Here is a 21,881-nt window from a genome sequence, read left to right as displayed (position 1 = left end):
AACGCGCCGGACAGGCATGCCTTTATAAAGTTTTCATCTTTTCATCAAGCAGCTGGAATGCCTTGATGATTTTTTCTTGCGGTACGCCGCTATACAAATCTCCAAGACTCACTTCAAAGGAACACCCTTTGCCATCAGCCCGATCCGCCAGATAGCTCGTCAGGCCGACATCCGACGATTCATGGACATCTGCAAGAATCAGGGCAACCCGGTTTTTGGGTTCATTGAAATGGACATGGAACATATTGGATACTGGTTCTTCCGGCAAGGTGGAGATACCGCTCGCGGCATTGTAAAGGCGGGCCAGCTCTTTTGCTGACTCGAAATAACTTTCCATTTTTCCTATTCGCTGATCAAAATAATAATCTGCTGAAACGATATACGGATACAAGGAAATCAAATCTCCGCCGTAGCGCCGTTTCCAGACGGTGGAATCGGCACAGAAATCTTCGGTGCCTGCAAGGACTGCCCCCGCAATTCCGCCGACCCCTTTATACATCGACACATAGACGCTGTCGAAAAGCGCACACACTTCGGCTGCCGTCTTCCCGTAATAAGGCAGCACTTCAAACAGCCGGGCTCCGTCCAAATGCAGTTTAATGCCCCGTTCCTGGCAATGCGCAGCTATTTCTTGGAGTTCAAGGAAGCTCGGCAATTGCCCGCCGATTTCCCGCTGCGGCAATTCCAGCAGCACACAAGCCACTCCTTCTTCAAGCGCTTGGATATCCGCCAGACCGACGACGCGGTCTTTGTCCGCTGCCAGCACCGTTTCAATGTGGTGGAGTTTTTTCAGCCCATCTTCTTCGTGGATTTCAAGATGGCTGAGTGGATGGTAAGCCACTTTCTTGCTGCCCCGTTCATCGCAATGGATGCGCAAAGCGATCTGCTGAGCCATGGTGCCGCTCGGAAAAAATACGGCCGCTTCTTTGCCCAGGATTCCCGCGATCTTCGAGTGGAACTCTTCGATCACTTCTCCGCTTCCGTATTTATCCGATTCAAATTCATCCGGTATCCCCTCGAAAGCTTTCTTCAGCACCGATGCATTCCGTGAACCGTGCCCCGACAATTGAAAAGCTGTCTTCCCGTATGTTTCCTTAAGCAATGTTGTTTCGTCCATTATGTACCCCGCCCCTTTATCATGGTAATCGCTGCAATCAATATACCATTTTTCCGGATTAAAAAACCGCCTCTTGTAGAGGCGGTTTTCCGAACCTTTCACTGAAGGGACGCAGCAGCCGTTTCGGGAGACATCTCGGACAACAGTGATTTTGCATAATGCGTCGGATTTTCCCTTCTCAGCGTAAATGTCTGCTTGCTATTTTGCACAAGAGCGGTTAGGATTTCCCGTTCTTTGGCGAGCCCTTCGTCGATCATCAGCCCGGGGTTGAAGAATTCATACGCCGTCAGCAGCGGGGACCGCAGGTAATTGAATTCATACCGGTTCAAGTTCATCAATTTGGAAATGGCAATGCTTTCCGGCAGCTGCGCCGTCTCGTCCTCCCCTTTTTCGAGGACCGCCACATGGGTGACAGGCGCGGAAAGGATTCCTTGCCTTTTCTTGTCTTCTGCGGTTTCAGCCTTCGGATCCCGGTTCTTGTCCTTTTTGCTGTTATGGGTATAATGACAGAACGAATTGGTCCAAGGCACGGCAAAAATCGTTTTCCCATCCGTTATGGCCATGTCTTCAGCAATGAAGCTTGCACCCAATTCCATGCAGGCAGTGACAGCACTCAAGGTCTTCCCGGTATCCGGCGGCGCAAATATCGCCACTGTTTCTTCGCCTTTCTTGAAAGCGGAACAATGGATCGGGGCGAACCCTTTTTTCAATAGCAGCAGCGCTGCCAGGTCCGTGGCAATATAGTGGATGGAATGCAAATTCATGATACGGTGCGTGATGAGTTTGTAATACGCTTTGTTGACCGTGATCTTTGCTTCGTCCGACATCAGGTTCTCTGCCTTGAAGCGCATTTTCTGGTTCATCGGCAGTTTCCGGGTATAGTGGACCTCATCTCCGCCAGGAGAGCCATTGAAATAATGGTACCTGCCCATCGTTTTGAGTTTTTCATCATCGTTGAAATTCTCCAAAACTACATGGATTTTCACCGCACAGTCCAAATACTCCTCTTCTGTCCCTTCCGGCATATCACTTCCAAAACACCATTTAAAATTTTTTATGTTCGTTTTAATGCCCAGGATTCCTTTTGAAGCCACATAATAGAATGGCACCTCTTCTCCTCCTCCCTTTTTCCGGCTGGATAGCCTTACCAATGGCTTTAGCAGTTCCGCACCTTTATATATGCCGGCCCTGTTTCACCTCCGTTCTTCTATCTGGCCCCTCCAATATATTAATAACAGGTTAAATTGACGTTAAAATTCAGTTAATTTATATTTATTCGTTATTTTTAATTTTAGTTCATAAGTAATCAATAAAAAAACAAGCAGCTCCCTAAGTAAAGGGACTGCTCGCTTCGGATTTTATTCATGATTGACGATATCGGATACGTAATAAAATCCATTTTCGTCCATAACAATTGTATAGGACTTACTGCGTTCTTCGAGCGACGTTTCGCCTTCCGCATTTTTAAGTTCAAACGCCTCTTCTGTCTGGACAACGGCGTATTCTTCAAAAATCTCGATATCGATAATATCCAGTTTCGTGAAATTGAACTCCATGCCTTTGCCGCTGATTTCGTCGATGTACGTCAAAATGCTATTGTAAATATCGCTTTCATAGACCAACAGGTTCTGGACGTAGAAGAAATCTTCATTCACAAGCGATTGTTCATAGTAATAGCGGAAATCGCCGATGAATTCGCTCAGATGCGTTTCATCGAATGTCTTCTCAAGATCTGGGTCGTATTCATAATCTTCGTCCTCGTAGCCTTCAAAATCATCGTAGACATGGAACTTCGAAACGACTTCTTCTTCTGTCATCGGATTCTGTGCCCATTCTGATAGTTCGGCATGCATCGAATACATCGGAATCGAGAAGCCGATTGAATCGCCTTCTTCCATGACGAGCGAATTGATGCCGATGACTTTGCCTGTGCCTGCGTCAATCAGCGGTCCGCCGCTAGATCCCGGCGCGATATGCGCGTCAATCTGGTAGATGTCTTCGTACAGGAATTCCTGGTCAAAATCCCGGTCAATGCCGGTCAAATACCCGATGGACGCTGTATTCTCGAATCCCGAAGGACTTCCAAGCGCAATGACTTCGGTCCCGACATCCGTTGGCGCCATTTCAGTTTCCAACGGAATCATGCCGGTGTATTCTTCCACTTTGATGAGAGCGATGTCCGACTCGTCAGAAATGCCCACCACTTTCCCTTGGACGTCCTGGCCGTTGATGTTCCGGACAACTACATCGGTGGAACCCGCCACGACGTGGGCATTCGTTACGACCATTCCGGTATCAGTGAACAGGAACCCGGACCCTTGGCCCGTTTCCGTCAAAATCGTGTAAGTTTTTTGCTGCGCTTCTTTGATGATGGCTGTTTTTTCGATTTTCTTCGGCTCTACTTTTTCGGGCTGTTCAGCAGGCGGGACAATGTCTTCGACTTTCGTCACTGTGCCTTCGGTAATTTCTTCGCTTTCAACCGGCACTTCCGGCTCCGAGATCGGTTCAGGTTCCGGATCTGCCTCTTTCTCTTTCGGCGGTTCCGCTGCCGGTTCGTCTTTTGCATCCGCCAGTTCTTCAGCAGGCGGCTCTGCCTGTTCCGGCTCATCGGCCAGCAATTGCGAGGTGCCGAATGCGGCGCCTCCCAGCAGAAGAACCGACAGGACAGCAGCAAGACCTTTGCGCTTTTTAGCTTTCTTTATTCGTTTATTATCTAAAGCTGCACCACAATTTTTACAAAAGTTTGCAGATGATTCATTTTCATGACCACATTTCTTACACAACATTCCACGTACCTCCTGATGAAGTTTAAGATCCTCATGGCTAGTGTGACAACAAGTCCCCATTATAAACTCTTTGACGCGTTTCGACCACTGTAAGTTGCACTTTTAGAAAAATTTACCTGCTAAATTTTAATTGTTATAAAAATATGAATATTTAATAAATAACCATATACATTTTTTAGGTATATTGTTATAATCTGATTAATAAAACCGTGATATTAGGAGGATGAAAAGATGGAAGAGTTTGTAGGTGCATTCAAAAAAGCGTTCGATTTCAAAGGAAGATCCAGAAGAAAAGAATTCTTTGTGTTCATGTCGATTGCAATCGCCTTGATGGCCGGTGCGTTCGCCGCCGATGCCATTCTAGATGTTCAGATTCTTGAGGGTCCCGGGGTTCTGACTGCACTCTTTTCGCTTTTCCTAATCGTTCCTGCATTGTCGGTTACAGTGCGCCGGCTGCATGACACAGGCAGAAGCGGACGCTGGGCGCTTCTTGCTTTCGTTCCTGTCGCAGGCTGGATCGCTTTGGCCTTCTTCGCAATGATAGACGGCGACCTCGGAAGAAACATGTACGGCAATGACCCGAACCGCTGGAACACCGTCTTCTCTCCGATTAAGAACTGAAAAAAGGGGCTGTCCTAGAAGGGCTGCTGTCCATTGCGGCAGACGCGTTCCGCGGGCTCGCGCCGAACTAACAAAGAACTTGTGCTCCTGCGCAAGCTCGTCGCAAATACTTGCCCTCGCAAGCTTCGGTCAAGCATTGACTGGCGTCCGAGTGGATTTCGGCACTTCGCTGTCCCGCTGGAGTCGCCGCCTACATTCCCATCAGCCGTTAATAGAATATGAAAAAGACCAAAGGAGAAAAAGCGCTGCTTTTTCTCCTTTGGTCTTCAGTTTTGGACTTTCCGGACAGCCCCATTATTTATTTCATCATATTATTTATAATTCTCTCCGTAGACATCGACAAGGCCCATCCGTTTCAGATCAAGGCCAGCCTTTTTAGGCAACTGAACCTTATAGAGGAAAATGGATAGGACGAAAATCCAAAGCTGGAGAGTGAAAATATTGATGCGCTCGACCAACCCCGCAATAGGGATTCCATTGCTCAGGACAAATGGAGTACCGGCGCCTGATAATACCAGCACAATGCCGCATATCAGTGTGAAAACGCCAATCGCTTTGAAATATTTCGTTTTCATAAGGCCGATGCCGATGGAAAAGATTGCAGCTATCGTCAGGATGACGATGGCCGCCGTAACGGCCAAATGCATCATATTATTCGTGTTCAGCACCGCTCCGTTATCTTCGAGCGGAAACAGTGCGTAGCCGAATAATGAAGTGAAATGCATGAGGACTAAGAGAATCGAGCCGAGGCGAGCCGTCTTGTGGACATTGTATTTTTCAAAAAGCATATAGACCACTACTGAAAAAGCCAGAGCCAACACGCCATAAAGCACCGTCAAGATCCTCAGCTCCCCCGCGTACGGAGCGCCGCTGCCGGTCAGTTCACTGATGGTTTGCTCGATGTGGCTATAGCCATCCCAGAGTATGCCGCCAATGACTACGTGCAGCACATAGACCATCGCACTGGCTGCTCCTAATATAGCTGCTTTCTGCAATAACCCCTTGCTTCTTCTCTCCCTCATGCTTCCACCCCTTTTCCAAGAATGAAACCTGATTTTCTTCATCATAACCCTTTAAATCGGCATTATCTACAACGATTTAAACAATAAGGCCTATGATTCAGAAAAACGGAGAGATTTTTTTTATTTTTATATGACTATTTAACCACTAAAACCTGATAACTTTATTTATTGCCGCTGCGGTCTGTCTTGAACATCCGGGTGGCGGCTACGGCAGTTTGCCAGCCGCTGTATAATTCATCCCGGACAACCGGGTCCATTTTCGGCTCGAACACGGCATCCACTTTCCATTGCTTCGCGATTTCTTCTTTGTCTTTCCAAAAGCCGACAGCCAGGCCGGCAAGGTAGGCCGCACCAAGGGCAGTCGTTTCCGGTACCATCGGCCGCTCGACCGGCACGCCGAGCATATCGCTTTGGAATTGCATAAGGAGATCGTTCGCCACTCCGCCCCCATCCACACGCAAGGTCTTCATCTGGAGGCCGGCGTCTTCCGTCATGACATCTACTACATCCTTCGTCTGGTAAGCAAGCGCTTCAAGCGTCGCCCGAACGAGATGAGCTTTTGTCGTTCCTCTAGTCAGTCCAAAGATGGCGCCGCGTGCATCGGTGTCCCAATACGGCGTACCGAGCCCGACAAACGCCGGCACCATATAAACACCTTCCGAGGATTCCACTTGTCCGGCCACCCCTTCGCTGTCTGATGCCTTCTGCAGGATCCCTAGCCCGTCGCGCAGCCATTGGATTGCCGAGCCGGCTACGAAGATACTGCCTTCGAGTGCATATTCGACTTTGCCGTCTACTCCCCACGCCAGTGTCGTCAACAGCCCATGCTCGGATTTCATCCCTTGTTCTCCGGTGTTCATGAGCATGAAACAGCCTGTGCCATACGTATTCTTGGCCATGCCCTTCTCGAAGCAGGCTTGACCGAATAAGGCCGCTTGCTGATCCCCTGCCACTCCGGCAATCGGAACTTCATAGCCGAAGAAATGATAGTCGGCGGTATTGGCGTATATTTCTGATGACGGGCGCACTTCCGGCAGCATGCTTTTCGGCACGGTCAGAATATCGAGCAGCTCCTCATCCCATTGGAGATCATAGATGTTGTACATCAGCGTGCGCGAGGCATTGCTGTAGTCGGTGACGTGGCGCTTTCCGCCGGACAGCTTGTAGATCAGCCATGTATCGATCGTCCCGAACATCAAATCCCCGTTATCCGCTTTTTCCCTGGCTCCCGGGACATTGTCAAGGATCCATTTGACTTTTGTCCCTGAAAAGTACGCATCAATCAGCAAGCCGGTCTTGCTGCGGAAAGTTTCTTCCAGCCCCTGCTCTTTCAACTCCCTGCAGATGCCGTCCGTCTGCCTCGACTGCCAAACGATCGCTTTATGTATTGGCCTGCCTGTATTGCGGTCCCATACGACCGTCGTCTCCCGCTGGTTGGTGATCCCGATGCCCGCCACCTGGTCGGGGTTGATATCCGACAGCCGCAGCACTTCCGCGATGCATGCCAGAACAGATGTCCAGATTTCATTGGCATCGTGCTCCACCCAGCCGGGATTCGGGAAAAACTGCTCAAATTCGCGCTGCCCAGTCGCCACAATCTCCCCTGAATGGTTGAATAAAATCGCACGTGAACTGGTTGTCCCTTGATCTATTGAAAGAATATAGTCTTTTGCCATCCACTTTCTCCCCCTATCCGTTGCCGGAGCAACATGTTTCGTATGTTCACCCTTTCCCTAATTCTACACTTGCCAAGCATGTGAACGCCAGACTAGGATAACCTGCTTTTTTACAAATATTCGGCTTCTCACAGTACTTGTTATCTATCTATTCTGATAAATTAGTTTTATAATAAAGATATAGATTAGGGGGGATGTCCTATGGATGAGAAACGCAAGCTGATCCAATGGCGGGACGCCGGACTGATTGACCAAGCGGCAATCGACCGGATCCTGGCCTATGAAAAGCGCCAGCCTCAGAAAAAGAAGCTGCCGCTGCTGCTGGTCATCGGATTGATCTTCTTCGCCCTCGCCGTTTTCAGTTTTATCGCAGCAAATTGGCAAGCAATCCCCGATTTGCTGAAAGTGGCGCTTGCCATCTTGCTGATCTGGATTTTCTACGGACTGGCTGATTACTCAGCGAAAAAACAGTTCGGCGAACCGGTCATCTTCAGGCTGCTCGGCATTGCCATGTTTGCCGCAAGCATCATCATTACAGCGCAGACGTTCCATTTCTCTTTATCGAACTCGCTGCTGCCTTGGGCGCTCTTTATCGCAGCACTGGCCCATTTCTTCTATTGGCGCCACCTGGCTTATACGGTGGTGGCTTTCATCTTCGGCATTGCCACACTGGTATCATTCGTACCAGGCGCTGGCTGGCTGGAATGGGGCATTTTCATTGCGATAGCGTTTGCCTGGTTTTATTTTGGCAAGGACGAAGCCTCGCTTCGGTTCAGCTGGATGCTGCTGTTCTTCTCCGGTTTGGTTCTGTGGGATCTCGTGGAATACGACAGTCCGCTGTGGCCGGTATGGACTTTATTCGTGCTCGTCGCCCTGCTGCTTCTAGTGCCGAAGGAAAAACAACGCCTCCTTACGCCGCTTTACCTTCTGTTCGGTGCAGCCCAGCTGGTTGTCTACCTGGCCGTACGCGGAGAAACGGAACTGTCGCTGGTCGATCTCAATTGGCCGGAAGCCATTGCATTAGCAGTTTTGGGCATTGGGGTCGCGGCCCTGGCTTACGTAAAGTTCCGCCCGGTCATGTGGATCGGCATTCTGGGATTTATCGGCATCCTGCTGTTTGATGAGACCGCAATCGCCCTGGCAATCGTAGCGGAACTTTCTGCGCTTGCCTATCTCGTCATCGCGCAGCGGCAGGATCGTCCGCTTGCTCTTGGCTTTGTGTACTTCATCATCGTCCAATTCGTCATCTATGTGATTTATGCCTGGGAACGCTTGGACATGTCGCTGTTCTTCCTGATCGGGGCTCTGCTATTGTTCGCCCTGTCCGGCATTGCCTGGCGGCTTAACCGCAAGAAAGAAGGTGTGTCGCCGTGAAGAAGAATTCATGGATTTTCCCGATCCTTATGACACTTTTCGTGGCAGCGCTTTTGGCCAGCTTCTACGCGATCTCGTGGTTCGGCGAGCAGTACGTGCTACGTGCAGAACCCTATGATCCGTTCGATCCATTCTACGGTGAATATGTGCTGCTCCAATATCCGGACCTTGAAGCGCCTTCTGATATCAGAGACGGCCCCGTTTATTTCACGCTGAAAGAAGGGCCGGATGGCTTTGCCGTCATCGACCGGATTGAAAATGATCCTTTCTTCGGAGCCATCGAAGGCCAGCATTACGATAGACGGGTGACCGCTCCACAACTGGAACAGTATTACGTCGAACAAGGCACCGGGCCGGACCTTGAAGAAGCGGTCGACCTTCAAGTGACCCTCGACGTCGCGCCATGGGGTTCGATCCGCCCCGTCAATCTGGAAGTGAGGGAATAAAAAAAGGAGCAATCTATAAAGCCCAAAACGAAAGGCCGGAGGAGAAAAAGCAATGCTTTTCTCCTCCGGCCTTTTCCTTATTCTATAACAGCTGCTGGGAATGGAGGCGGCGACTCCAGCGGGACAGCGCAGTGCCGAAATCCACTCGGACGCCAGTCAATGCTTGACCGAAGCTTGCGAGGGCAAGTATTTGCGACGAGCTTGCGCAGGAGCACAAGTTCTTAGTTAGTTCGGCGCAAGCCCGCGGAAAGCGTCCGCTGCAATGGACAGCAGCCCTTTTCTATTCTCCCTATTCAACGTGCCCCCATTCCGCCGTCTATCCGATACTGGCTCCCTGTGATGAATTCCGAATCATCACTTGCCAGGAACAAGACGAGCTTCGCGACTTCTTCCATGCTGCCGTAACGCCCTAATGGAATTCTTGAAGAGATATTGTTCCGGACTGCGGAAGGATCTTCTTGGTTCAGCGTTTCTTCTATCTTCTTCATCATCTCAGAGTCCAGTGGCGCCGGGTGGATGGAATTCACCCGGACGGAGTCTCTGGCTGCTTCGAGCGCTGCAGTTTTCGTCAGCCCCACAACAGCGTGTTTTGAAGCGGAGTACAGGGAATTCCCGCTGCTCCCCATCAGGCCGGAGACGGAAGAAGTATTGATGATGCTTCCGCTTTTTTGGGCTGCCATGATGGGCAAAACGTGCTTCAGCCCTAAAAATACGCCTTTTACATTAATATTGAACATCGACTCAAAATCTTCCATCGTCTGTTCGATCAACGGCGCCACTTTGCCGATGATCCCGGCGTTGTTCAAAAACACATCGATTCTTCCCCAGTTTTCCACGACTTGGCCCACATAAGCCGCGACATCTTTTTCGCTGCTGAGATCGGACGTCAATCCGATGACCTGTCCTTTATTTTCCAAGCGGCTGACCTGTTCCTTAAGCGCTTGTTCGTTGATATCAACCAAAGCCACTTTAGCGCCTTCGTGCAGCAGCAGCTCCGCGACATTTCTGCCCAGCGCCCCGGCGCCGCCCGTGATAACAGCCACTTTCCCTTCCAGTCTTCCTGCCATGGGTCTTCCTCCATTCTGAAAATGTCCATCAACCGTTTTAAAAGTTCATCGCCTTCTCATAATTCTTTTCATCCCAATAGCGATTCTGCGTGCAGAGTTCTTCGTATTCTTTTTTCAAGATCCCCACCAGGATGCGGTCGTAATACTGATTGTTCCTAAAAGCATGTTCACGCAATACACCTTCTTTTTTCCATCCGCATTTCTGTACATAGAGATTATAGGATGGGACATTGTGTTCGACAATGTCGCCGTCCAAGCGGTGCAGCCCCAATTCTTCGAAGGCATATTTCATCGTTGTCATCACCGCATCCCTCCCGTATCCATGGCCTTGCATATTCTTCTTTCCGATCATGATTCCATGATACGCAGACCGGTTTTTAACGTCGATATTGGTTATGGTTGAAATTCCGATAAACCCATCACTGGGCGTATCGATTGCAAATCGCAGATGCTGTCCGTCAAACGCCAGCCCATCGAACCATTTAAGCTGTTGATCGGAAGAAATGGGATGCGACCATCCCCCAAGCAAAAAGCCGATTTCGGGATCATTGTGGAAACCTCTCAATTCCTCCATATCGGATCTTTCCAATGCACGCAGTGTCACTTTTTTCCCTTGAATATTCATAGATTCCACCTCTTCCTTTGTAGTTTAAGGCTTTCTTGTAATTACCCAGCGTTTTTCAAATGCTCCGGTAAAGCGGAAAGAACCCTTCTTTTAGCAAGCCCCGGCGGCCTGCTTCCTCCACCAGTTCAGAGTAGAGTCCCTGGTCATAAATATTGGTGCCGATAAAATAATCAAAATGATTATGGTTGCTGAACGATGCTTTGTAATGGAACAGGCTGTCGTTCTCCTGGCAGCCTCCTCCCAGATGCAATAAAGTGCAGCCCATTTTTTTGGATACCTCGACCATGGCATCGAACACCAGATTGTTCGGCCGCAAATCCAGATAGTCCCGGTCCGATGCCCCCAAATGGTAATGGGCAAACTGTTTTGCCGTATACAGAATTGCGCCTGCAATGACTTTGTCTCCGGCATAGACAAACAGGAGATGGGATTTGGAGACCGGTGTTTCGGCGAGCTGCTCCTTCAAGGAAGTGAAGCCGAAATAATAATAGCCCGCCGCTTCCTTGCGTTCCATCGTTCCGTTATACAACCCTAGAAATGTCGAAATGTTTTCATCGCTCTTTTCCACTTCCACGCAATAGATGCCGCTCGATGCCGCTTTCTTTATATTCCGTTTGTTCATGCTGCTGTAGTTTTCACGGATTTCGGACAAGGGCCCTGACAAATCCACGGCGGTCGTCTTCCGGATATAGGTGAGATCGCAATAGCGGGCGAGGTAGCTGGCGTTACCCAAGAGCGGATGCAGCCTGATTACCTCCGAAACCACTCCGGCCTCCACGCAATAAATACGAAAATGTCGGGCAAATTCATCCAGCACCGATTCATCCCCAGCTAACAGCGGACCGCCGTATCCGTAAGGCGTCGTGATGTCGTAAAGCTGGCGTTCCGTATCCGAAACGATTTTCCGGAGAATGAAAGGATAAATCACAGTTCCTGAGTCCGTTTGATAAAGAGCTAATTTGGCTTCACCGTTCTCTTTTTCAGCATTCCACCGGCAGTATTCAAACGTATAATAAACGTCATTCTCGGGAAACCCTTCTACTGCTCCATTCCAAGACTCCTTGTCATCAATGATGGCAAGGCTGGTAAGTTGAGTTTCGGTGTTCATGATTAATGCCCCCTTTCGTAACATGCGACGTACCATCAAGCAATTCTCTTCTTGGTACTGATTATCAGACTTTAACGTTAAAATTAAGTTAAATTTTTCTTGTTTTCTATGTACAATATGGATTTATTCTTCTATTCGCTCCAAATGACGAATATAAAAAAGCCTTGAGGGAATCCTCAAGGCCTTCATCCATATAGATATGTATTTTTGAACCATCTTTTCTTTGTGCCGCTTCAGGATGAGACTCAATGTTTCATTGCCAACAGCCGATTAGTCAAGGCCTAATCCTCTCCGCATTTCTTTCCACATGGCTTCATAGCCTCCTGCTACAGGATTGGCTGCTTCCGTCTGCATCAATGATTCATACGGGACGCCTTCAGCAAGCTGTTGCTGGATCCCATCATAGAGTGAGACGAACTGATAGCCTTCTTCTTCGCTGATTCTCTTCAAGACGGCGTCCGCCTGTTCCATCGTGAAATTATACGGCTGGATGTCTTCTTTGGAAGGGGGCGGCGACATGACGACCAGGTGCTCCGACCGTTCATCGGCAATCGCCAGCAGTTCGCGCATGACGGCTTCGTATTTTTCCACATTGCTGAAGATGCGGTCATCGGTTCCAATCATTACGATGACGGCATCTTCATCCGGCGCTAGCAGCCCATCGATGTTCCGCAATGCCCAGTCTGCGGTTTTGTCGCGGATGCCTGCATTGATCACATCGACCTCTCCGAATTGCGGGTTGGCCACATACTCCCGCAGGCTGTTCGCCCACGAGCCAAAATTGAACCCGGCTTCGCGGAACGTCTCTCCGTTGCCGCTAAAAATGATGCGCCCTTCATCCGGCGATGTGTATTCCGGATGGCCATAACCTGCTGTCAGGCCGTCGCCGATCAGCTTGATCGTCGAAATTTCCTTGTCAACCAGCGCATCATAAAAAGCGCTCGATGTTTCATCCGTTTCTTCCGGCTCTTCCCGTTCTTCTTGAGGCGCCTGTTCTGCCGGTGTTGCTGCTTCGCCGCTTTCGCTTTTCAATTCATTGGCGCGCTCAGCGTGCTGTTCGATTTTTTCATCCCAGCTATTTTTGGCTGCAAACAATGCCGCCAGCAATAAAATGATGACGAGCACCATTGAAATCCTTACCCATTTCAATTCAATTTCCTCCCTGGCAATTCCATCTTCCTCCATTATCTCATGTTTCGGACCGACGCGGAATTCCTTTTTCCATTTTCCGCTATTTCCGGCCGCAAAAAAAAAACGGCAGCCTCTCCGGCAGCCGGTAATAAGCCCGTTTTACACTTTGCTGAAATTGCGTGCCGATTTCCCCCGGTATGCCGGAAAGAATCCTTCTTCCGGCCCCACTTCAGAGGCGGCGCAAAGTTCCGCATAAACCGCTTCATTCCATACGCGGCGGCCGATATAAAAATCAAAGTCGGTGTTTTTCCCGAACTTCTTCTTGAACAGGTACAGCGTATCATCGGGTTCATTTGTCGTACCGCCCCCGACGTGGATCAGATCCATGCCGTTTTCTTTGCCCCACATGGCAATCGCATAGGTCATGACATATACCGGCGAAAGGTAATGGTATTCGGAAAGCGTCCCCGATAGATGGGTATGGATCAGATTATTGTAGGCGAAATGCATCTCTGCACCGATCACCTTGCCTTCGAAAACTGCTTCGACGAGCACGATGTGTTCTCCGAAGTATTCCAGGCAGCGGGAAAAATAGCTTTTATCGAAATAATAATAGGAATCCGCCTGGACCCTTTCCATGTTGATGCGATAGATTTCCGAAAACAGATCCAAGCTTTCCGGATTGACCGTCACGCGGTATTCCACCCCGGTACGCAGCGCATGCCGGATGGCTTTGCGGGTTGATTTCGAAAACTCTTCCTGCACCGGATCATCGTAATCCCGTAAGTTGGTACCGACGGTCTTGCGCAGGAACACCACATCGTAGCTGTCCTTGAATTCACAGGCATTCCCGAGCACAGGGTGGAAGCGGATAAATTCGCTGACAATATGGTGTACATCGCAATACTGCTGGAACGCCTTGGTGAAAGCAGCCGCCAATTCCGTTTTGCGCCCTTCCTGTACGGCTGTAATCAGCGGTCCCCCATAGCCGTAGGGCGTCACCAGGTCATAATATTTTTTCCCATGAATTCTTAGCGGGACTTCCCGTTTGATGAAAAGATGTTTGACCGTCCCGAGCTCATGATTGAACTCATAAACTTCGCATACCCCATTTTCGACTTCTTCATATAGCTTCCCGTAATCGGGCTCAAAAAACAGATCCATCATTTGCGCAACCTCTTTCCCAAAAGTAACTTTAGTAAAATTTGCAGCGCAAGGTGCGCTGCAAATCAGCAAGCGGAAAGGCATCATGCCTTGTATATTGGTCATTCATTGATAAACCCGTTCTGAAACGGCTTTGTTGCTGCCTCTGCTGAACAAAGGGGCAACTCGCCGGCGGTTTCCTGCAGGCGCTTTTATGAACAGGCGAGGCCGTTGATGGGCCCAGGAATTCCCGTTGTGGATCGTGTAATACATTTTCACTTTATGCGAATGCCCAGCACTTTCCTCAGCCGATAACGGCAGGAACGGAATGGACGGCATGCCCTCTATTGTGAGATCTGCTGCTTCTGGCTCAAGACGGACGGGTACATTGAAAATCCGGCAAAATTCCAGAAATTTGTTTTTTGCAGATCCCATATTCATCTGCTCCTGCGATGCGAACATCGGAAGTCCAGCTGTCTTGCATAGCTTGAGCGCATTCCAGACATTGATATCATCGATTGCAGTAAAAACCCCTTCGATTTTTTCCTCAGCTGCCAATTTAGCCAATTCCGCAACTTCCGTAGGTCCGAGATCGACCGCCTTATCGGCATGCCGCTTGGCCGCAGCCCCAAATTCATTGTCTGCCACAATCGTGTAAAAGCCCATTCTTTTTGCCGCTTCAACAATTTCGATCATCTGTTTGATTCCGCCTATGATTAGGACTCTCTTCTGTTTTCTCATCATGAACATCCCCCGGTCTTTAAAGTGAAGGGCATCTTGGACCCCTCTGGCAGCTAGTTCTTTTGGTGTGCGGTGGCGCGGTCATTTCTGTGTAATCAAAAGAATATCCCGTTTCCGGAACGAAAACACTTAAAAAATTATCAAGATTTCTTCCAAACAGGACGAATAACCGTTACCTATTTACTACCAACTTACCAATAAAGAATAAACGTGTCAATATTGTTATCTGAATTTTTAAATATTATTTACAAATTAAGTTAGTTACCCAAGTGCTTGGTCATTTTTTTCTGAATACCGGTGATTAATTTAACCTATTTTTAACTCAGTTTTATTATGATTGGGCAAATTGCTCCACAATTCGTTTTCTATGCTCATCCAATCATAAGGAGGTACGATCGATGACTGTCACATTGACTTCTGCTATACCTGATATTTTCTTTTTGCCTGAATGGGGAAAAGCGTACGAAAGCCAGGACCATGGAGAAAACTGCATCTTTGAATTCAGGAACGGGACAGGGCATGTCTTTTACCAGTTCATCAAACGGCCGATTCCGATCGACGCTGGCGGTATGCAGTTTTATGACACGATCACCCCCTTCGGCCAAAGCGGCCCGCTGATCGTCGAATGCGAAGAAGGAAAGGAAAAAGAGCTTGCCGGTGCGTTCGATGGAGCATTCCAAGTTTATTGCGAAGAAAACCGGATCGTATCGGAATACGTCCGCTTCAACGGCTGGCTAAACAATGCCAAAGATTTCAGCCACCTTTATGGAATGGACAACCGGGGCATTACCATGTACATTGACCTCACCGTCGACGATGTGTTCATGCAGGAATTCAAGTCAGGCACGCGGCAGCAAGTAAGGCGCTCCCTGAAGAATGGCGTGGAAGTGGAATACGATTTCACCGGGGCGACCATCAAGGAATTCCATCGGCTTTATACGATCATGGCAAAGAAAAATGATATTCCGGACCATTATATGTTCAGCGAAGAGCTTCTGGCCGAATCGTTCAACTTGCTCGAAGGCAAGCAGTTCATCATCTACGCCAAATACGGCGGCGAATATATATCCGCAGCGCTCTACCTGCACCATGGCGACTTTCTCCATTACCATCTCGCCGCGAATGATCCCGCGTTTTTCAACGTTGCCGGCAACAGCCTGATTCTCCATGAAGGCTGCCGCTGGGGCGTGGAAAACGGCAAAAAGGAAATGCATCTTGGCGGCGCCTCGACCGACGCCTTGTACCGGTTCAAACGGGGCTTCACCAAAACTGAGCCGCTCGACATCTTGACCGGCAAGAAAGTGCGGGACGAAGACGCCTATGCCCTGCTGGTCGAAGCGAAAAAAGCGCGCGAAGACATTCAAAACCCCAGCCATTTCCCGCTGTACCGCGGATAATCGGCTACGAGGGGAACATAAAAAAACAGCGCCTGAAGAGCAAACTTCAGGCGCTGTCTTTTGGTACGGCGGCTTCAAGCAGGCTATGCTTGGCAATGATCATTTCTTTACCTTCGGTTGAAATGATTTTCAGCCGGCTGTAGATGTTGTCGATTGCCTCCCGGAGTTTTTCCTGCGTCGGGGCCACTAGGTTGAACCGGCCGAACATCTGGGAATACGATCCGTTCGCTTCGATTTTATCGCCGGCGCTATGGTTTAAGACATAGGAAACCACCTCTGGCATCGCATCGACTTCGTCCATGCCCCTAATTTCCCCGATGGTTCCGCCCCCCAGCAAAATCGGCAAATTGCAGGAAGGGTAAGGCATATGGCCGTTATCGTATCGGCCGATCGGATAGCCGCTGATGTTTTCTCCGACGGCATGCTCGAGCATCATTTCCAGCAAGTTGATGCCGGTCTGCTGTTCAATGATCTTGTAATGCTGCTCACCGCTGAAACGGTAGCCCATCTCATAAATGTAGAACGAATCGTCTTCGAAAAGCGACTGGATGAACACCAGCCCATTCTCGATGCCCATGCCGCGGATCATTTCCCTAACTTTGGGATCGACCGTCTCGATGTAGAGTTCTTGGTGCTTCGAAGGGAACGTCATGGCAATCGGCAGCGGTGGATGTTCTTTTGCTTGTTTATGGACATACCGGTCCGTCACGCCGCTCAGCACAATCTCCTTGTTTCGGATCGTATAGAACATTTGGACACCGTAGGAATTGTCGATGAATGGTTCGATGATGGCTGTCCCGGATTTTGAGAATTCCAGCGCTTTGGCGAATCCTTCCCGCGCTTCTCCCGCATCGTAGCAAACTGTGATGCCTTTGCTGGCATAGCTGTCGACCGGCTTGATGATCACCGGATACTTCATCCCTTCAAGCTCACGGGCATCCAGTGTGCTGTCTGCCGTATACTCCTGGATGACAGGCACGCCGTAGCGCCGGCAGAATTCCTTGAATTTGTTTTTATTCGAAGCGATTTCCAGCTGTTCCTTGGTTGCATAAAAAGGCAGGCCCGTCCTGCTGGCAAGGGCTTGGGCGTTCCAGGTGTTGATGTCTTCGAATGCCGTAAAAACGCCATCCACCTCTTCGGTCTGCACCAGTTCCGCCAACTGACTAATATCAGCCGTACTGATATCGAACGATTGGTAGGCGTGTTTTTTCGCAGGCGAATCCGGATTATTATCGACGACGATTGTCAGATACCCCATCCTATTAGCCGTTTTCACCACATCAATCATGTGGTCGATGCCGCCTAAGATCAACACCTTCTTCTGAACCGCTTCCGCCATCATGCTCATCTCCTCAGGTGAAATATAATCATTTCTAAATCAATAGTAATGCGTGTACTTAGGGTAAATCTACCAAGTATGATCCCTTCTGTCAATTAATCATCAGAATGTTCCGATAAATATAGGTGCAGATAGCTTATTTCTTTGGCGTTTAGTCCACAAAAAAATGACATGACCGGTGCGTTCATGGCATGCTTTTATGAATTTTCTTGCCGCCGGAAAAATTGTTTAAAAGGAATCTTCCGCAGATGTTTTTCTGATGGTCAGGAGCACGTTGACAAGTGCCAGCGCGAAGAATGCTCCGGCCACGTCGATCAGCACATCGAACAGCCGCCCGTCCCGCTCGAAATACAATTGGAGCACTTCGGTGAACAACGCAAAAGCGGCGATAAGGTAGAAAGCCGTTTTCCGGCTTTTCAATGCGGTGTATAGAAGCACGAACAGCAGGGCAAAGGACAGGAAATGGCCGGTTTTCTGCAGGAAATAAAAATCATCGGTAAAGTCGATGTCGTTCAGGATCAGGAGGTCGCTGTACTCGGGAGCCGCCGTTAAACTGAATTGGACTTCTTGATCGAACAGAAATGCTTCGGCATCGTTATTGCATGTCGCAACTATAATAACCGCTGCCCATAATATAGCCAGCATAAGCTTGAATCTCAAAGCGGCTCCTCCTCCCCTGACTAATTTCCCATATAATATTCCTTATTGCCGTTTTATTCAATCAAAAAACGCTGGATTCTCAAAAAAACATTCTATCATTCCTCTTCCTCCAGCTTTTCCTTGAACAAATCCGCCAGTTTCTTACGCAGCTCCGGCTGCTTCCATGCATACTCGATATTGGTCTCCAGAAAGCCCCAGTTTTCCCCAATGTCGAAACGCCGCCCTTTGAATTCACAGGCATATAGGGGCTGCACACTCAGCAGCTCCTGCATGGCATCGGTCAACTGGATCTCGCCGCCCCTTCCGACTTTCCGCTCCTTGAGAAAACCGAAAATCTCCGGAGTCAGGATATAGCGGCCCATGCCGGCCCAGTTCGAAGGGGCGCTCCCCGCTTCGGGCTTCTCGACGATTCCGTTGACCCGAATCAGGCCGTTTTCCCGCTCGCCGGGATCGATGATGCCGTAGCGTCCGGTTTCCGATTCGGGCACTTCATGGACGCCCATGATGCTGGCACCGGTTTTATTGAACCCTTCCATAAGCTGGCCGAGGCAAGGTTCTGTACTGTCAATGATGCTGTCGCCGAGCAGGATGGCGAACGGCTCATTGCCGATGAAGTGGCGGGCGCTCCAAATCGCGTCGCCGACGCCGAGCGCCTGCTTCTGACGGATATAGTAGATTTCGGCTTCAGCTGAACGGACGACATCCTCCAACGCTTCGCTCTTCCCTTTCTCCGATAGCTTCGCTTCGAGCTCAGAGACGTGGTCGAAATGATCTTCAATGGCTCTCTTATTCTTTCCGGTGACGATCAAGATGCTTTCGATTCCGGACGCTACAGCCTCCTCGACGACATACTCAATCGCCGGTTTGCCGGCAATCGGCATCATTTCTTTCGGCATCGCCTTTGTCGCCGGCAAAAAGCGGGTGCCGAAACCCGCGGCCGGAATAATCGCTTTTCTCACTTCCATGGCAGCCACCCTCTCCTTGGTGTTGAATTCTTAGGAACGTTAATTTAATTGTCGGCAAAGTTTTTTGACAAGTCAAATTATTACTTGTAGGAATTTACCCGAAATCTGCTAAACTGAAAATAAAAAAAGGAGGGGCGGGGCCATGATCCGGATCGAACACACACCGAAGCATGCCGGCGCCAGGATTTCCGGCGACTTCTACGACTTTGAAGATTTATACGATGCACTCCACCAGATTGCCCAAGACGAAGAAGAACTTGAAGGGTACGGCGCATCGCGCCTGCGGATCCTCAGCATCTGCTACGAAATGCGCCAAGCGCTCATGGGCAACCGCGGAACCAGGGAAGTTCCCAATGGCTCAGGAACCAACCTCTACTACACGGTCGACGTGCTATGGCCGGAAATGCTGTTCATCTCGTTCGTGCTCAATGATTTCATCGGCCATTACGACGCCCTGCACGATTGGGATCCTGATGTGGCCGCCGTCCGCAAATTCCAGAGCGCAGTCGCCCGCTGCCTCGCGGATACGCTGCCGCCAGCCCGCTTCCGGGATCTGAAGAAATACATCAATCCGCACGGCATGTTCGCTAAAAACAAATACCAAAGCTACCTTGTGCAATACGTCGACAGCCTGAACATCGAACACCTGCGGCTGCCTCCCCACAAGCGGCTCAGCCATATCAGCGCCGCCGCCAAATGCATCGGCGAGCTCGACCATTTTTATTACGCCTTCCGCTCCGAATTCCTCGACGCCTCTGAAGAAACCGGCGTCCATGTGTCCCAACTGCGCTACGGCGAAGAGTACCCGGACGAAATCGAATGGTGAGCCAAAAGAAAAGCGCCCAAGAATTTTCATCTTGGGCGCTTTTTGTCATTCGTTTGTCTCTTGGAGCCTGTCCCGCCTGGCAGAAAGGCTGGTGAGGCGGCGCATTTTCGCTATAAGGAAATAAATTCCGATCCCTGCTGCGGCACCGGCGCTGTCAATGAAAACATCGCGCACTTCCCCGCTCCGGCCTGCGATGAACAATTGATGCGTTTCATCCGAAACCGCGTAGAGCACAGCAAAGCCGAATGCCATCAACGCTCCGCGCAGCACGTGCACTCCTGATTGCCGCATGGCATAAAAAATGAGTGTGCCCAAAATCAGGTACGCAAAAAAATGAGCATTCTTGCGGACGAACGTATGGAGGAAATCTGCATCGATGCCTGCTGCCGGCGCCGTCGTTTCGATGACGGCTTTTATTTTTTCCGCAATCCCAGAACTCATGGTGCTCGAGATGTCCGCGGGCTGGTGGGACAGGAAGAAGATCAGCGCCATCCATGCGATCACCGCCCCCCAGGCGATTGTTTTCTTTTGATTCATTGGATTCGTTCCTTTATGGAGAAGTTTTCCGGCCATTTTTCCGTAATTGTTATTATAGCATTTAATGGAAGGGATGGCACAAGCCAAAGTGGGAAATAGAAAAGGTGTTTTCTTTGAAGATGGCATGGGAATTCTTGCGAATGCAGGGAGGTGGGTGGAATTCGAGAGTGGTTGGTTGGAATTCGAAGCTGGGTGGTTGGAATTCGAGAGTGGTTGGTTGGAATTCGAAGCTGGGTGGTTGGAACTCGAAGCTGGTTGGTTGGAACTCAGGGCCACTTGATTGGAATTCGCCCCAACCCCTGATTGCCCAAAAGATGCTTTTCGCCAAGGCGAAAAGCGAAAAACCCTCTTTCCTTCAGCCAAGTGGCAACTCACCGGCTCCAAGTGGGAATTCGAGCGGTCCAAGTGGCAACTCGCCCACGCCCAAACAAAAACCCCGATCAACAAGGCTTCTAAAGCCTTATTGTCCGGGGTGCCCTTTAGTCTTCCAGCACGCCTTTGCGTTGGCGGATCTGGTAGTAATTCAATTGCTTGAACAAATGCGAAGCGGTCGGCTGGTCGATTTCAAAGCCGGCGCCGTATTCGGTCTTGTCGCCCACTTGCTGCTTGCGCACGATGGTGCCTTCCAAGAAGAACGGTTTGTCGAGGATTTCGAAGCTGAAAGCGACTTTTTCATCCATGGGAATATTTTCTTCGTATAAAAAACGCAGTCCTTTGACGCTGATGTCTTCAATGTCGATCGGCTGGAGTTCTCCGCCGCCGATGGCGATTTTGCCGCCGACAGCGCCTTGGAGAAATACCCGGAAAAATTCGCGGCGGTTCTCGTTCATTTCATGCCCCCTGTTTTCAGTTTTACATATATAAATTAATCAACAAGCCTTTGATTTCACCGACCAGTTCCAGTGTCTCAAGGCCATCTTTTTCGCTGCTCAGCACTTCGTCCTGGATCTCGAGGAGTTTTTCATCAATGATCTCCACGAGCTGATGGGCTTTCATGCCGCCATTCGGATGGAAGCTTTCCTTATCGGTGAGCTGCAGGCCGTAGCTGAGGCTTTCACTGACAAATTGCTTCACCGTATTTTTGTAGGCGATCAAATTTTCCAGCGTCCGCTGCTTCGCGAGTTTCTGGCCGTGCAGATCGACGCGGTCGAGCAGCCCTTTCAGTGAGTCGAGCTGATGCTTGGCCTGTGTTTTTTTCATGGCATGTGCAAAGGAATCGATGTTCTTCGCTTCTCCGGCGCTTTTTTGAATCCGTTCGCCCAGGAATGTTGTATGCCCGTCAATCCGCAAATGGAGCACC

General features: G+C 49.7%; 22 protein-coding genes. 5 read left to right on the top strand and 17 right to left on the bottom strand.

Annotated elements, in window-relative coordinates; translation table 11 throughout:
* Positions 1-22: 22 nt before the first annotated feature.
* The 3 genes from ACFSDB_RS04165 to ACFSDB_RS04155 all read right to left on the bottom strand — a co-directional run bounded on the left by ACFSDB_RS04165 (position 23) and on the right by ACFSDB_RS04155 (position 3,903).
* Positions 23-1,117 (bottom strand): threonine aldolase family protein, encoded by a 1,095-nt coding sequence (locus tag ACFSDB_RS04165; RefSeq protein WP_204890842.1) that lies wholly within the window; start codon positions 1,115-1,117, stop codon positions 23-25.
* Positions 1,118-1,215: 98 nt separating this feature from the next.
* A complete protein-coding gene (locus tag ACFSDB_RS04160; RefSeq protein ID WP_204890843.1) occupies positions 1,216-2,226 on the bottom strand; it encodes a hypothetical protein in 1,011 nt (336 codons plus the stop codon).
* Between the two features lie 249 nt (positions 2,227-2,475).
* Entirely contained in the window at positions 2,476-3,903 is a 1,428-nt protein-coding gene (locus ACFSDB_RS04155) for a trypsin-like peptidase domain-containing protein (protein WP_204890844.1), read from the bottom strand.
* A 231-nt stretch (positions 3,904-4,134) separates the two neighbouring features.
* Between ACFSDB_RS04155 and ACFSDB_RS04150 the strand changes: the two genes are divergently transcribed.
* On the top strand, positions 4,135-4,524 hold the full coding sequence (locus ACFSDB_RS04150) for a DUF805 domain-containing protein (RefSeq protein ID WP_204890845.1): 390 nt from the start codon (positions 4,135-4,137) through the stop codon (positions 4,522-4,524).
* A gap of 311 nt (positions 4,525-4,835) precedes the next feature.
* Here the strand turns inward: ACFSDB_RS04150 and ACFSDB_RS04145 are convergent, their stop codons facing one another.
* Together ACFSDB_RS04145 and glpK are read right to left on the bottom strand one after the other, a co-directional pair.
* Positions 4,836-5,546: a DUF998 domain-containing protein gene (locus ACFSDB_RS04145; protein WP_204890846.1), complete on the bottom strand. Its 711-nt coding sequence runs from the start codon at positions 5,544-5,546 to the stop codon at positions 4,836-4,838.
* A gap of 161 nt (positions 5,547-5,707) precedes the next feature.
* On the bottom strand, positions 5,708-7,222 hold the full coding sequence (gene glpK / locus ACFSDB_RS04140; RefSeq protein WP_204890847.1) for a glycerol kinase GlpK: 1,515 nt from the start codon (positions 7,220-7,222) through the stop codon (positions 5,708-5,710).
* Positions 7,223-7,423: 201 nt separating this feature from the next.
* Between glpK and ACFSDB_RS04135 the strand changes: the two genes are divergently transcribed.
* Both ACFSDB_RS04135 and ACFSDB_RS04130 read left to right on the top strand, forming a co-directional pair.
* On the top strand, positions 7,424-8,596 hold the full coding sequence (locus ACFSDB_RS04135; RefSeq protein WP_204890848.1) for a DUF2157 domain-containing protein: 1,173 nt from the start codon (positions 7,424-7,426) through the stop codon (positions 8,594-8,596).
* Complete coding sequence (locus tag ACFSDB_RS04130; protein ID WP_377339213.1) at positions 8,593-9,042, top strand: GDYXXLXY domain-containing protein; 450 nt, start codon at positions 8,593-8,595, stop codon at positions 9,040-9,042. Before ACFSDB_RS04135 ends, ACFSDB_RS04130 begins: the two co-directional genes overlap by 4 nt.
* Positions 9,043-9,335: 293 nt before the next feature.
* Here ACFSDB_RS04130 and ACFSDB_RS04125 read toward each other — a convergent pair whose 3' ends face one another.
* From ACFSDB_RS04125 to ACFSDB_RS04100, 6 genes are all read right to left on the bottom strand, one after another.
* The gene (locus tag ACFSDB_RS04125) at positions 9,336-10,109 is read right to left on the bottom strand and encodes an SDR family NAD(P)-dependent oxidoreductase (protein WP_204890849.1); all 774 of its coding nucleotides are present in this window, start codon (positions 10,107-10,109) and stop codon (positions 9,336-9,338) included.
* A 37-nt stretch (positions 10,110-10,146) separates the two neighbouring features.
* A complete protein-coding gene (locus ACFSDB_RS04120) occupies positions 10,147-10,734 on the bottom strand; it encodes a GNAT family N-acetyltransferase (RefSeq protein WP_204890850.1) in 588 nt (195 codons plus the stop codon).
* A gap of 55 nt (positions 10,735-10,789) precedes the next feature.
* Positions 10,790-11,842 (bottom strand): GNAT family N-acetyltransferase, encoded by a 1,053-nt coding sequence (locus ACFSDB_RS04115; protein ID WP_204890851.1) that lies wholly within the window; start codon positions 11,840-11,842, stop codon positions 10,790-10,792.
* 270 nt (positions 11,843-12,112) lie between these two features.
* The gene (locus ACFSDB_RS04110) at positions 12,113-12,991 is read right to left on the bottom strand and encodes an SGNH/GDSL hydrolase family protein (RefSeq protein WP_204890852.1); all 879 of its coding nucleotides are present in this window, start codon (positions 12,989-12,991) and stop codon (positions 12,113-12,115) included.
* A gap of 141 nt (positions 12,992-13,132) precedes the next feature.
* Complete coding sequence (locus tag ACFSDB_RS04105; RefSeq protein ID WP_204890853.1) at positions 13,133-14,140, bottom strand: GNAT family N-acetyltransferase; 1,008 nt, start codon at positions 14,138-14,140, stop codon at positions 13,133-13,135.
* 102 nt (positions 14,141-14,242) lie between these two features.
* Positions 14,243-14,860: a hypothetical protein gene (locus ACFSDB_RS04100; RefSeq protein ID WP_204890854.1), complete on the bottom strand. Its 618-nt coding sequence runs from the start codon at positions 14,858-14,860 to the stop codon at positions 14,243-14,245.
* A gap of 395 nt (positions 14,861-15,255) precedes the next feature.
* On the opposite strand from ACFSDB_RS04100, the gene ACFSDB_RS04095 reads away from it, so the two are divergent.
* A complete protein-coding gene (locus ACFSDB_RS04095) occupies positions 15,256-16,254 on the top strand; it encodes a GNAT family N-acetyltransferase (RefSeq protein WP_204890855.1) in 999 nt (332 codons plus the stop codon).
* 46 nt (positions 16,255-16,300) lie between these two features.
* Here the strand turns inward: ACFSDB_RS04095 and ACFSDB_RS04090 are convergent, their stop codons facing one another.
* The 3 genes from ACFSDB_RS04090 to galU form a co-directional block, all read right to left on the bottom strand.
* Positions 16,301-17,593 carry an ATP-binding protein gene (locus ACFSDB_RS04090; RefSeq protein ID WP_204890856.1) on the bottom strand — a complete coding sequence of 431 codons (1,293 nt, stop codon included), beginning with the start codon at positions 17,591-17,593 and terminating at the stop codon, positions 16,301-16,303.
* A gap of 228 nt (positions 17,594-17,821) precedes the next feature.
* The gene (locus ACFSDB_RS04085; RefSeq protein WP_204890857.1) at positions 17,822-18,253 is read right to left on the bottom strand and encodes a VanZ family protein; all 432 of its coding nucleotides are present in this window, start codon (positions 18,251-18,253) and stop codon (positions 17,822-17,824) included.
* A 95-nt stretch (positions 18,254-18,348) separates the two neighbouring features.
* Entirely contained in the window at positions 18,349-19,218 is an 870-nt protein-coding gene (gene galU / locus ACFSDB_RS04080; RefSeq protein ID WP_204890858.1) for a UTP--glucose-1-phosphate uridylyltransferase GalU, read from the bottom strand.
* A 142-nt stretch (positions 19,219-19,360) separates the two neighbouring features.
* Between galU and ACFSDB_RS04075 the strand changes: the two genes are divergently transcribed.
* A complete protein-coding gene (locus ACFSDB_RS04075; protein ID WP_204890859.1) occupies positions 19,361-20,044 on the top strand; it encodes a DUF6904 family protein in 684 nt (227 codons plus the stop codon).
* Positions 20,045-20,089: 45 nt separating this feature from the next.
* Here the strand turns inward: ACFSDB_RS04075 and ACFSDB_RS04070 are convergent, their stop codons facing one another.
* From ACFSDB_RS04070 to ACFSDB_RS04060, 3 genes are all read right to left on the bottom strand, one after another.
* Positions 20,090-20,581, bottom strand: a complete 492-nt coding sequence (locus tag ACFSDB_RS04070; protein WP_204890860.1) for a VanZ family protein — start codon at positions 20,579-20,581, stop codon at positions 20,090-20,092.
* A gap of 479 nt (positions 20,582-21,060) precedes the next feature.
* Positions 21,061-21,411 (bottom strand): PilZ domain-containing protein, encoded by a 351-nt coding sequence (locus ACFSDB_RS04065; protein ID WP_204890861.1) that lies wholly within the window; start codon positions 21,409-21,411, stop codon positions 21,061-21,063.
* Positions 21,412-21,433: 22 nt separating this feature from the next.
* Positions 21,434-21,880: a YaaR family protein gene (locus ACFSDB_RS04060; RefSeq protein WP_377339204.1), complete on the bottom strand. Its 447-nt coding sequence runs from the start codon at positions 21,878-21,880 to the stop codon at positions 21,434-21,436.
* Position 21,881 lies beyond the last annotated feature (1 nt).

This window comes from Planococcus chinensis, from assembly GCF_042681545.1.
Classification (GTDB): domain Bacteria; phylum Bacillota; class Bacilli; order Bacillales_A; family Planococcaceae; genus Planococcus; species Planococcus chinensis.
This window is presented reverse-complemented; position numbering and strand designations above follow the sequence as displayed.